The organism is Paenibacillus sp. FSL R5-0473 (assembly GCF_038004565.1).
GTDB lineage: Bacteria > Bacillota > Bacilli > Paenibacillales > Paenibacillaceae > Paenibacillus > Paenibacillus amylolyticus.
On sequence record NZ_JBBORL010000001.1, the window covers coordinates 3,512,237 to 3,525,422 of the forward strand.

Here is a 13,186-nt window from a genome sequence, read left to right on the forward strand (position 1 = left end):
TAATAAATAAGGTCACACAAAGAGAAGCCATCTATCGTCATTCACTGACGATAAGATGGCTTCTTTTCTTCGCATTTTTAGGTCATTCTTTTAGACCCATCGGATAATTGCAATGATGGCAAGATGCGCTGGATAGAAATAACGCCAGACCCAACGTGGCCCCTTCATACGGAATCCCGCTTGGTAATACTGAGCAATAGCAATGCCGGCGGTTGCGAGCACACTATACATTTGCACAGAGCTGTTATGCAGCAGAAGATATAGTGCATTTAACAAGACATGTGCCACGACAAGTACAGGACCCTGGAAATAACGGAATAACAGAACCAATAACAACCCGTACATCCCGTAATCCATTTGGCTAATTTCCATGAACCACCCTGCTCCAATTACAATCGGAATCGCCAGTAGTTTGGATGGCAATTTATCAATAACGAATAATACCAACAGGGCTGACCACAATGTCCATACCACGTTCAGAGAATAATGATTAAACGCAGCCATGAACGGCACCTGTGATATGATCGCGATCCAGAACAGCCGCCATATGTATTTTTGTACGTCTCGTGTATGTTTATAACCGACATACACTGCAAAAGCATAGATTGGAAAAGCGATACGGCCTATGATCCTCAACTCTATAATATGTGGAAAAAAGACAGCCCCTATATGATCAATTAACATCGTGATCATGGCAATCCACTGCATCATGTTGCGACTCCCCTCCCTTGTTGCCGACGACACGAGTGTGCCATTCATTCATATAGTGAGTCTTTTCGAGCAACCTCTTATACATTAAGTTCATAATACATGAATTTGGTATCCTGTGCATATCCTTCGGATTCATATAAAGCTTGCGCTTGTTTGTTACTTAACTCAGTTGAGAGTGATATACGAAGAACTCCTCGCTCAGATGCCAATTGCTTGGCTGCTTGCAAGAGCTTCCTGGCAATGCCTTGCTGACGATAATCCGTATGCACATATAGATCATTAAGCACCCAGACAGGCCCCATCGATACCGAACTGAAACTGGGATACAGTTGAACGAATCCAGTACAAATAAAGCTATTCGAGAGTGATCTACCGTTATTTTCATCTGTCCTATGATCACTTTCCGCATCTGTTTCTGCTACCATAATCACCGATTCATGGCGTTCCATTCGTTCTCTAATATACTGACGTGCTGCCTCAATGTCAGCATTTTGATTGTAGAACATCCTGTATTCATTAAACAATTGTCCCACTTCGTTACTATCAAGAAGACCCGCTTGTCTGATTCGGTGTTGCATTTTACTCAACTCCTCTGGGATGGAGACCATCGTCTCCTCGTTTGTATTTCTTTCAATTGTAAAACAGTCCTTCCCTTTTCCCCATTCATCATCTGCATCAAAGTTTGTAGTATCTTGAGCAGTGAGCTGACATTCGTTCATGCGCGTTTCCAGATTGCATCCTGCTTATCTAGTCCATGCCAATTCTGTACGTTTTGTTATATTTACTTCGTATTGGCAAAAATAAAAAGGCGACCAAAGCATCCACTGCTCCGTCGCCGTAATTATTCAGTTCGATTCAGCATTCTGCTGTTCCTGACCAGGATCAGCATCGGGGAAAATGACACCTTTCTTCAAAATCAGATTGGCATATTGCGCTCGCTCACCAGTTGCAACAATCACATAGGCATTCGAAGCACGTTTATAAAAATCAAATCGCTCTTCATGATCAAAAGCATCCGTTATGCCTTCATATTCTTCAATCAACCGGCGATAGTCTTCCCATATGATCGGGATCACCTGATCCCCTTTCACGACCTGCATGACAGCAGCGGGACGCTCAGCATAGGTATCCAGTGGATATAATTGCAGGATGGCATCCAACAGTTCAACAACTCCCAGTGCATCACAGCGTACCAGTCGCTTGGCATGACTGGCTGCGGGGAAATTGCCATCCGCCAGAACCAACTCGTCTCCATGGCCCATTTCGGACATGATTTTGAGTAACTCTGGAGGTATTATTGCGGGTATATTCTTTAGCATACACAGCTCTCCTTGGTCATCTCCAACATTAGTTAGAGCAAATTGGTTTTCTCCATTCTTCAAGCACGCCAGATATCGATTTGATAAAAGCGGTTTCATCACTATTCTAACAGTATTTTTGGATCATTGTACAGCGCACACGTACGTTCGATATGAGAATATTTCATTTTGACAAAAATACTTGTTTGACATATAGTTGTTATAACAACTAATTTATTGGGACATTTTATTATGGAAGCGAGGTCTAGCAATCACATGGACTATACACTGGAACAATCTGTTGGATTCATGCTGGGTTTCACACATCGTAAAGCTGTAGCTTTACTTGCGACGCGATTCAAACCTTATGATATTACGACAGAGCAATTTTCTGTTCTCTTTAATGTTGACCGCGGTGAAGGTGTGAATCAGAAGGAGCTCGCTGCACGTGTCTTCAAAGACCAACCCACCACTGCGCGGATTATTGATCTGCTTGAGAAAAAAGGCTGGGTAGAACGCCGGACCAGCGAACAGGATCGCAGAGCCTATCTGTTATATCTCACCACGGAAGGCAAAGCGTTAATTGATATCCTCGTTCCGATTGAAAGAGAAATGAATAAAGAACTTGCTGAAGGTATATCCGAAGACCAGATGGAAGCTTTTAAACATACTCTTTCCCTCATTAACCGCAACTTGTAATGAATCACAACTCAGGGGGAATACATCATCATGAAAGAACAATCTACACAAGTTAGACTATGGACCACCGATTTTATTCTGCTGATGCTGTGCAACTTCTTGTTGTTCTTGCAACTGCACATGATTGTCTCTCCGCTTCCGTCCTACGTTCAGGAGCGATTTCACGCCAATGCATTTGAAGTAAGTTTATTCACCTGTCTGTTTGCATTAAGTGCCATAGCAGCCCGTCTCTATTCCGCGAAAGCACTGGAGAAGGGCCTTCGTAACGCCATGATCTATATAGGCCTGTCCGTAGCCCTACTGGCAACGCTCGGCTATTATTTTGCTGCTGGTATAGCTGTGCTCTTGTTGCTCAGAATGTTGTTTGGTATCGGGTTTGGTATGAGCAGTACCGCTTTTCCAACGATGGCCTCGGACATTGTGCCCGTCAAACGAATGGGTGAAGGTATGGGTTACTTTGGTCTATCGACTAGCCTGGCTATGTCTATGGGGCCAATCATTGGGGTTACTCTGCTCCAAGGTGCTGGATTTGTAACCCTGATGTTATGTACTGCGGGTGTACTCGCTGTGATCTATCCACTGAGTTATTCACTGACACGCAAAAAAGCAGTCAGAACCGATAACAGTACAACCATCATGCCACAAGCCACAACAAGTGCTTCAGGGTCCAACCCAAAGCAGAAGACACCTTTCAACCGCAAGCTGATTCTGCCCAGTGTGCTGAATTGCCTATTATCCATCACCTATGGCGGGCTTGTCGGATTCATCGTTTTGTATGGTAAGGAAGCCAATCTGGCCAACCCTGCGCTGTTCTTTTTGTTCAATGCACTCGCCGTGTTATTGGTTAGACCATTTGCAGGACGGATCTATGACAGTAAAGGGCCAAAAGCACTGCTCATTCCAGGGGCAATATTCGTTGCTGTCGGCCTCATTCTGCTCTCGTATGCAACCTCCATGTCCCTCCTGTTCATTGCTGCCTTTATCTACGGAGTCGGTTATGGTTCCATGCAGTCGTCTCTGCAGACCTGGATGATTCAAGTTGTATCTCCTACTCAACGGGGTATGGCTAATGGTATGTTTTTGAACTCGCTGGATCTGGGTATTGCGACCGGTGCTCTTCTTCTTGGCGCCATTGCGGCCATAACCAGTTATACCGATATGTATCGATACTCCGTGATGTTTATGATTCTGTTCTTGCTTATATATCTGATTCAGGGAAAACGAAGCGGCAGCTTCTCCATTGAACCTCATGCTCTGCTCGCTCATACTCATATCAATGCAACGGAACCACCTCAAGTTCAATCCAAGAATTCAGAATCTGGAGCCGGCAACACCGAAACTAACCAGTCGAATAAAAGCAAACACGAATGATTGGTTTAGGTCATTCTACTCATAGAAACGAGAAACGCGTTTACACCGAGAAAGCAAATTCATCCGCTTTCTTAGGCGTAAACGCGTTTTTTTATTGGCAACAGATCTGAATGTTAAACTTAAGACAGCATGGAAATGAACGCAGTGTACAGCACCGTCTATCTAAAATGGACTTTTCTTGCGACCTATGGGAGCATACCTTCTACTCGTCTCGATCACATCCATAGATGTTTCATCCTCTTTCTGCTTGCTTCCTGAAGTAGGCTGATCTCCCTTATCCGGTTTAACTGCAAATAAGGTGAGTAATCCGCCCACTGCGCCAGACGCAGCGAGCACACCAAAAAGCAGGAAATGATGAGAACCGATCAACAAAGAAACGACAGGGGGACCGAGAGATACCCCAATGAATCGCATGCTGCTGAACAGAGCCGTGATTGTGCCCCGCTGTTTTTTGTCCACGCCTTCTGTAATCAAGGCATCCAGACATGGTAACGTTGCACCTATTCCGGTACTTCCCAATGTGAAAAGACCTACTACAACATAGATATTATCGAATAAACCTATAATGCCCAGCGATACCGTCAGAAGCGCAAGTCCTGCGAAGCCAAGCCATTTCATTCGCGTTTTGTTCTTCCCAATCCACTTCCCTGCCAGGAAAGAAGACAGACATAACGCTGCCAACGGAATCGCAAGGACAAGTCCTTTAAGTACACCTTTCAGGGCAAATTCGCTCTCCAGCGTTTCGGATAGATAATATAACACACCAAAGATGACAAACATGCAAATACCGCCGATTGCAAACAACGCATACAACCAGCGTCCCTTTTCTTTTAATACGTCCCGAATGGATGCCACAAATTCCGTAAAGGTGGGAGGCTTTTCTTTTTTCCGGGGAGTCTTCACCAGGAAAATAACAAGGACCAGCGAAAGCACACAAAGTATAGGAATAGCCATGAATGGCGCATACCAGAACCAGACTGCCAGCGCTGCACCCAGAATCGGACTTATGACTTTACCAAACGTATTCGAGGTCTCAATGATACCCAGACTTTTACTTACTTCATTCTCATCATTAAACATGTCCCCAACCAACGGGATAACAATAGGAAATGCGCCGGCAGCACCTATTCCCTGCAATAACCTGCCACCCAGAATGGTCCAGTAGGCTATGTTTCCGTTCAGCATCCATGCTGCCACACCAGCGACAGCACCTCCGACGGCTGCAATAACGAGGCTGGGAATGATAACTGCTTTTCTGCCAAAACGATCCGACAAGTACCCTGCAAGAGGAATAAGCAGGATGGCAACCACAGCGTAGACTGTAATGAGCATACTGACCTTAAATGCAGATACCTTCAACTCACGTTCAATCTGTGGCAGGATCGGTATTAGCATGGAATTACCCAAGGTCATAATTAAAGGGATGGAAGCAAGTGCGACGAGGTCCCACTTTTTATCGTTCATACCACAACCACCTTTACAGATTCTACACACAACAGCATTATTGTGCTTGTTTCGGAGGTTGATTATTCAGGACATGCTACAACTACAACAATCTAAAGTGCCGTAACGCTGCTCCACCTTTGAAGATAATATATAGCGCATTCACCTTATGTGGCGCCTCAAGCAAACACTGAACTGTTGTCCACTTGATATCTTTCCCATTCACACTGCCTCCAGGTCCAGAAACTTCACACACACCGAGCAGTTCGCCCTCCAGTCCTTCGGAACGAATCTCCAATCTGCCCTCTTCCCCAAAAGCTGCCACTCTGGCTTCAAATCCTTGTATTTCTTGAACAGCATTATGGTTGAAAGCAATCCAAGACGACTGCTCCTCTCGATATAAAGCTTCCTCCGGAGTGATTGCCCGAACTGCCGAACGTCCTTCCAGACATTCATCCAGTAGAACACCTGCACAAGCATCGTAATTCTCGGCAAAGGTAAGCAAGTGCAGCGGGCGATCAGGAATCGTCTCACCTTCAATTTTAATATCAGCCGACTGACGTATATCTGCGGAAGAACGCCCTGCCAGGATGGCCCAGGTCGCGGTCTCCAGGCAGTATCGATCTCGGGTAACATCCCATAGCGCAAGCTTCTGAACAGGAACTTCGAAACTTATCGTAACACACGTCCCTGCTTTGACTTGAACACGACGGAAAGCAAGCAGTTGCTTCTGAGCACGTTTCACTCGGGAGGTATATGAAGATCCATAGATCTGAACAACTTCATCACTGTCACGTTCACCCTTATTGTGTACCTCCACCTCAATCTTCAATTGATCTGTGGTGGTGGATTCTCCCGAAGCACTGCGACTTACACGAATCGCTTCGTATTCGAATTCGGAATACGTCAGACCATGACCAAATGCATATTGAACCGGTCCTTCATGATACATATAAGTCATGCCATTCTGAATGATGTCATAATCCATCATGTCAGGAAGCTGTGATTCGTCTTCATACCATGTCATGTTTAATCTGCCTGCCGGGGCATAATGACCTAACAGCACATCTGCAAGCGCGTTCCCCAATTCCTGACCTGCATGTGTCATATAAACGATTGCGCGGGCAATACCTTTCAACTCCTGCAAGGCAAATGGATAACTGCCCATAATGACAACCACTGTATTGGGATTGGCTTCACACACGGCTTTGACAAGCTCGACCTGACTTTGCGGAAGCAGCAAACTTGGGCGGTCAATTTCTTCTTTGCCGTTGATATATGGGCTGTTGCCAACAACAACGACAGATGCCTGACTGCCACGTGCAGCTTCTACGGCTTGTTGTATTCCGCTGGTCACAATATCAATATTGAATGCAGAAGGTCTCTGTGTATTGCCTGGTGATTGACTTGCGTGTCCAGAGTCACCAACATCATTCGGATTTGTACCTGTAGCTGTAGTTTGTTCTCCTTGTGGCCGGAGTGGTGATACAGCAGATTGTCCCTGATATTCGCTCAGTCCAACAGGGATACCGTTCCACGTCCGCAAGGTGTTACTTCCATCCGTTAGAGGATCTATGCGAACAACTTCCTTTACAAACCAGCCACCAATCTCCGGTGCGTTTGCCTGATATATGCCTTGCTCGGTTAAGCTAACGTATCGATTATTGTTTACACTTCTCAGCGTATGACTTCCCCAACCCCAATCCTGATGTTCAAATTCGACGGCTGTAGGTGCACTGGCTTCCGGTACAGCGACGAGTGTACCTTGCGCACCAAGAGTTACAACTTGTCCGTTTGTTGTCTTCAGCTGAATACGGTCATTCCCATCCACATAGGTCACGTCTGCTTCAGGTAGGCGATTGCGCAATCCATCTAGGACGGATACTCGATAAGGCAATGTGCCACTGTACCAATCGGTATAGACAACATCCGCAAGTGGCCCAATCACACTGATTTTCTGCAACACTTCTGGCTGCAAGGGAAGTAATCCATCATTTTGGAGCAAAACAATCGATTCGGTAGCGGCACGATAACTAAGTTTGGCATGTTCCGGTGCACATAATACCGACTCGGGAATAGACGCATATGGATTGAGCCCGGACTGATCGAGTTGTCCAAGTCGCATTCGCACACCAAAGATGTTGCGGATCGCTCTGTCCAAATCAGCTATTTTCAACAGATTCTGGTCAAGAGCCTCCTCCAGAGCAGATACAACAAGATCAACTTCATCTGTAAGACAATCCACTCCTGCCTTCAACGCACCTGCTGCTGATTCGGCATGACTGGTATGATAACCATGATAATTCACAGTCTGTGACAGGTCTCCACCATCACATACAATGAAACCTGGCATCGCCCACTCACCCTTAACCACATCATTCACATATGGACTTTCAATGGCAGGTGTACCATTGATGGAATTGTAAGCTGTCATCATGGACAAGGCTCCACCTTCCACAAATGGTGTCTCAAATGCTTTCAAATAATATTCCCGCAGATTGCGCGGATCGATGCTGGATGAACAATTCAGCCGATCTTTCTCATTATTATTGGCAAAAAAGTGTTTCAATGTCGCGACCATTTTCAGATAAAAAGGATCATTTCCCTGCATGCCTTTGACGAGAGCCGCCGACATTTCTCCCGTGAGGACCGGGTCCTCGCCATATCCCTCTTCCGTTCTGCCCCAGCGTGGGTCACGTTCCAGATCAACCGTTGGTGCCCATAATGTTAACCCGTGAACTTCAGGATTACGGTGATGATATGCCCTCGCTTCATCGCCAATGACTGAACCAATCTCCCGCATGAGCCTTGTATTCCAGGTACTTGATAGACCGAGCGGTTGTGGAAATACCGTTGCCTCCCCTTTCCATGCAACCCCGTGGGCAGCTTCGCCCCCAACGTTGTAGGCTGGAATGCCCAGTCTTGGTACAGCTGCTTCGCGTGTAGGAATTAGTCGGATCTTCTCCTCCGTTGTCAATCGTGCAATCAGGTCATCCAACCTTTCCTCAAGTGAAAGTGACGCGTCCCACATCGGGTATTGATGATACTCCTTCATCCTTCATTCCCCCTGCGAATTAGTTAAGTCCAAGTTGCTTCCATTGCTGCAGTAAATCCAGCGTGCGCTGGCGATACTTCTGACCATCTTCAGGTTGGTTGACCTGATGTTCATGAACGTAGGCATTAAAATACGAAGACAGTATTCGGTACGCAAGCCTGCGTGCCTGTCCTTCAGCGGATGAGTCCAGTGGACGATCATATCCTTCATGAAAAGCCACCGATTCTGTCGACAATATGGCTTCAAACTCCCTGTCGGCAAACATGGAACGATCTCCGTCAATGATGGCCGCAATGTTCAGCTCACCATTTTCCTCATGAACAAGTACATTTGCTTCCCACAGGTCATTATGAACGAGTACCGGACGGGTCACTTGATCAAATAAGTCTTTATTTTTGATGAATATAGCTGCAATCTCTTCTCCCACACCTGACATATAATCGGCTTGTGCCGCTTTAAGTGCCGTTTCTTCTGCAAAAGAGTGCAGCACCTCGGACCATTGATCCGAGCCTTTAATCGTCCCATCACCCTGCGGCCAGCCAAACGAAGCACCCTCGACCTGATGCATGATGGCGGTATAGGCGCCAAGCTGATGGTACAATCGCTCTTTGTCTATATCTGAAATCGATGCGTGATCCAGCTGCTTACTCGGGATAAACTCCATAAACATGTACGTTCTTGGAATGATCGATCCGCTGTCATCACAAGCGATAATGTTGGGAGCAGGAATGCCTGCCTTACGGTAATATTCATACACAATCGGTTCAGCCGCCATCATCGTACGTTCAAACGAAAATAGGGGATCACTCGCAGAACCAGCCGTCATCTCACCCCGCTCTGGAGCCAAACGTAAAATCACATCCGTATAGGATGTATGTTCAAGGTGAATCCGATAGGTTGTATTAAAAAGTCCACCTTGCAGGAGACCAAACTCCTTTACTTTGGTATCGCTTCCAAAATTAATTTCTACCAGATGATGCAGCATCTCTGCTGATATCGTGCAGTGCAAACCGGAATTCATTGTACTCATTTCATTCAATCTCCTATCATCGTAGACAAACAGACGGCACCTTTCGGCACCGTCCTTTTCTTTTACTATATCATTTTACAGTTGGATTGTAAGCGCGTTTGCGCCTGTTGCTGCTGTAACAACAACACCATTTGCACCAGACACTTGGGAACCACCTTCAACGCTGGATACACTTTCAATACCGCGAAGCACGATGTTCCAAGATTTACCTGCACCTTCAGCACGAACATCCAGCACTGATCCATTACGTGTAACGTTAACTGTCAGCTCCTGTTCAGCCGCTTGGTTCACAACGACCGCTTGAGCCGTTTGACCATCAGCCAGTTCGAACAAGTGCAGGGACACATCATTTGCAAAGTCGTAATCCGGTTTACTATCCACAGCACCCACAGCGATCAGACTGTTTGGCTTAATCATCATTGGCAGTGTTTTGAAGTCATGGTTTTCACTGATCCAGCGTCCACCTTGTACTTTCGCTCCTGTCAGATAGTTCGTCCAAGTTCCTTCAGGCAGGTAGTAGCGCACATCGCCTTCCTTATTGAAGATTGGAGCCACCAGAATTGAATCACCGAACATGTATTGCGTATCCAGGCTGTATGTTGTTGGGTCCTCTGGGAAGTCCAGCAGCATCGCGCGCATCATCGGAATACCTTTTACCGTTGACTCCACCGCAGAATTGTACAGGTACGGCATCAGGCTGATTTTGAGTTTGGTAAAGTCACGAACAACGTCCACGGATTCCTCGTCAAACAGCCAAGGCACACGATACGAAGTGCTTCCGTGCAGGCGACTGTGTGAAGATAACAGTCCGAATTGTACCCAACGTTTGTAGACATCAGGGCTCGCTGTGCTTTCAAAACCACTGATATCATGGCTCCAGAATCCGAAACCGGAAAGCCCCAGTGAGAGGCCACCACGAAGTGATTCAGCCATGGATTCATACGTGGAGGAACAGTCACCGCCCCAGTGAACCGGGAACTGTTGACCACCTGCTGTTGCAGAGCGTGCAAACAGGGCAGCTTCGTTTTTGCCAATCTTCTCTTCAAGCAATTCAAATACAGCTTTGTTATAGAGCTGTGTATAATAGTTGTGCATTTTAACGGGATCAGAACCATCGAAGTACACAACATCTGTCGGAATTCTTTCGCCGAAGTCAGTCTTGAAGGAATCTACACCTTGATCCAGCAGGACTTCCAGCTTGCTCTTATACCAGTTCACAGCATCCGGATTCGTGAAGTCAACCAGAGCCATACCTGCTTGCCACATATCCCATTGCCATACGCTGCCATCCGCTGTTTTCACCAGATAACCGTTCTCCATACCTTCATCGAACAAGTATGATTTTTCTGCAATATATGGATTGATCCAAGCACAGATTTTAAGGCCCTTTTCTTTCAGACGTGCAAGCATGCCTTCCGGATCCGGGAACATCGCTTCATCCCATACAAAATCAGACCATTGGTATTCCTTCATCCAGAAGCAGTCAAAATGGAATACAGACAACGGAAGATCACGTTCAGCCATGCCATCTACAAAATGGTTAACCGTTGCTTCGTCGTAATCCGTTGTGAATGACGTTGTCAGCCACAGACCAAAAGTCCATGCCGGTGGAAGCGCTGGTTTACCTGTTAATTTCGTATAATTATCAAGTACATCCTTTGGATTGTCACCGCCGATAATGAAGTACTCCAACGTCTCGCCTTCTACGCTGAACTGAACTTTAGATACATTCTCGGATGCAATCTCATACGATACGCGTTCAGGATGGTTTACAAATACGCCATATCCTTTATTGGACAAATAAAACGGAATATTTTTATAGGACTGCTCACTGCTTGTACCGCCGTCCTCATTCCAGGTATCGACGATTTGACCATTCTTAACAAACGGTGTGAAGCGCTCACCGAGTCCGTAAACGTATTCACCAATACCTAGATCAAGCTGCTCCCGGAAGTACGCTTCCTTGCTTGGACCTGTAATATAACCGGCAGCTCTTTGACCGCTACCTGTAATCCGTTTTCCTCCATACAGGAAGCTAATATCCCAACCGTTTGTTTTGTCGATTTGAACTTCCAGGTTGCCACTTTTCAAAACAGCACCTTGTTCATTTTTTGAGATCTCAACGTTGGCTTCTTGTGTGTTAAGCTCAAATACAGGCCCTTTTTTCACTCCGCCTTTATGGTGATTCAAGGTTACACGAATAACGTTAGGCATTGGTGAGCTATACGTTGCTTTCAGCAATGTACCGTTCAACGTGTCGCCTTTGGAACGAATATATTTAGTTGCCGCATATACGGTTACAGAATTATCTTTTTGCACAATATCACGAATGTCAGTCGGGTTTTGAATCTGGTACCCTTCACGAGTCATCCAGAATCCATCAGTAAATTTCATGTTTTCTTTCCCCCTTTGGTTATATTATAATAATATTGATATTAATAACGAATTTCTTCTCTTATTTTGACCAAATATATCACAATTTTGATAATAAACATCCGATTCTTGAATATCATCACCAATCTATGGAAACGATTACATTAATAATGATACAAAAGGAGAATCTGATATGGAACGTGAACGATTACGGGAAGACCGGATTCACGGCAATGCCATGTATCCCGTCAGTGTGTACCCGGATATTCAACAACTGAACGGGGATAGCATTCTGGATTGCCATTGGCATGATGAGATGGAGTTCACCATGGTGACCCAGGGCTGCGCCGTCTTTCAGATCGATATGAACACTGTTGAGGTTCAAGCTGGAGAAGCGATCTTCATCAATCGAGGCGAGATTCATGCGGGGTATCTGAAGGGCGATGTGCCCTGCGTATTCTCTTCCATTGTATTTAATCCCGAGCTGCTTGGCAGCCGTACCTTCGATACGGTCCAAGAGAAATTCATCGGTCCACTGGTACGCAAAACGGTGATTCCCCCCAGTCATATCAAGGCAGATGAGAACTGGGGACAAGAAATTCTGGATCTCCTGAAACGCATATTTGTAGACCATGCTACCCGAACCGAAACGTGTGAAATGTCAACAAAAGCGTACCTGTACCTCATATTTGCCCGAATGTTCGAACATATGAGACCTGCTCCGCTCAAAGGCACTGTGGCTACAGGGAGTCATGACAAGGTAGAGCGCCTGAAATCCGTGCTCGGTTATATCCACAAACGTTATCCTGAACCATTAAAGCTGAAAGAACTGGCCGATGAAGCCAATATGAGCGAAGGACACTTCTGCCGTTTCTTCAAACAGATGGTACAGAAAACCCCGGTTGATTACATTAACTATTACCGCGTTCAACAGGCCTGCGTTCAGCTTGAGAATACGGATCACAAAATTGTTGATATCGCCATGGATGTGGGTTTCGAGCATCTAAGCTACTTCATCACTACATTCAAAAAGCATAAAGCTACTACACCTTCACAGTATCGCAAAATGTTCTATGAGAACGTAGGAATGGAATCTGCCCTGGTTCAGGTGTAATAGAAGAAGGTGCTCACAGCTATTCAGCTACAAACACCTTCTTTATCTTCTTTATCAACTTTACTGGGAACGAGTGAGGTAACGATCTGATC

The 13,186-nt window shown here is 45.8% G+C and carries 10 protein-coding genes; 3 read left to right on the plus strand and 7 right to left on the minus strand.

Annotation, left to right across the window (positions count from 1 at the left end):
* Positions 1-90: 90 nt before the first annotated feature.
* The 3 genes from MKY28_RS15255 to MKY28_RS15265 form a co-directional block, all read right to left on the minus strand.
* Positions 91-711, minus strand: a complete 621-nt coding sequence (locus tag MKY28_RS15255; RefSeq protein ID WP_340936315.1) for a TraX family protein — start codon at positions 709-711, stop codon at positions 91-93.
* A 77-nt stretch (positions 712-788) separates the two neighbouring features.
* The gene (locus tag MKY28_RS15260) at positions 789-1,319 is read right to left on the minus strand and encodes a GNAT family N-acetyltransferase (RefSeq protein ID WP_445670924.1); all 531 of its coding nucleotides are present in this window, start codon (positions 1,317-1,319) and stop codon (positions 789-791) included.
* A gap of 237 nt (positions 1,320-1,556) precedes the next feature.
* On the minus strand, positions 1,557-2,030 hold the full coding sequence (locus tag MKY28_RS15265) for an RbsD/FucU family protein (protein WP_036609525.1): 474 nt from the start codon (positions 2,028-2,030) through the stop codon (positions 1,557-1,559).
* A gap of 255 nt (positions 2,031-2,285) precedes the next feature.
* Here MKY28_RS15265 and MKY28_RS15270 point away from each other — a divergent pair, with 255 nt between their 5' ends.
* Positions 2,286-2,708 (plus strand): MarR family winged helix-turn-helix transcriptional regulator, encoded by a 423-nt coding sequence (locus MKY28_RS15270; RefSeq protein WP_017689281.1) that lies wholly within the window; start codon positions 2,286-2,288, stop codon positions 2,706-2,708.
* Between the two features lie 30 nt (positions 2,709-2,738).
* Positions 2,739-4,079 carry an MFS transporter gene (locus MKY28_RS15275; protein WP_340936316.1) on the plus strand — a complete coding sequence of 447 codons (1,341 nt, stop codon included), beginning with the start codon at positions 2,739-2,741 and terminating at the stop codon, positions 4,077-4,079.
* Positions 4,080-4,241: 162 nt separating this feature from the next.
* On the opposite strand, the gene MKY28_RS15280 is transcribed toward MKY28_RS15275, so the two are convergent.
* The 4 genes from MKY28_RS15280 to yicI form a co-directional block, all read right to left on the minus strand.
* Complete coding sequence (locus tag MKY28_RS15280; RefSeq protein WP_340019982.1) at positions 4,242-5,543, minus strand: MFS transporter; 1,302 nt, start codon at positions 5,541-5,543, stop codon at positions 4,242-4,244.
* A gap of 82 nt (positions 5,544-5,625) precedes the next feature.
* The gene (locus tag MKY28_RS15285) at positions 5,626-8,577 is read right to left on the minus strand and encodes a glycoside hydrolase family 3 C-terminal domain-containing protein (RefSeq protein WP_340019981.1); all 2,952 of its coding nucleotides are present in this window, start codon (positions 8,575-8,577) and stop codon (positions 5,626-5,628) included.
* Between the two features lie 19 nt (positions 8,578-8,596).
* Entirely contained in the window at positions 8,597-9,607 is a 1,011-nt protein-coding gene (locus MKY28_RS15290; protein ID WP_340019980.1) for a phosphotransferase family protein, read from the minus strand.
* Positions 9,608-9,682: 75 nt separating this feature from the next.
* On the minus strand, positions 9,683-12,001 hold the full coding sequence (gene yicI, locus MKY28_RS15295) for an alpha-xylosidase (RefSeq protein WP_340936317.1): 2,319 nt from the start codon (positions 11,999-12,001) through the stop codon (positions 9,683-9,685).
* A 172-nt stretch (positions 12,002-12,173) separates the two neighbouring features.
* On the opposite strand from yicI, the gene MKY28_RS15300 reads away from it, so the two are divergent.
* Positions 12,174-13,094, plus strand: a complete 921-nt coding sequence (locus MKY28_RS15300) for an AraC family transcriptional regulator (protein WP_340936318.1) — start codon at positions 12,174-12,176, stop codon at positions 13,092-13,094.
* Positions 13,095-13,186: the final 92 nt, after the last annotated feature.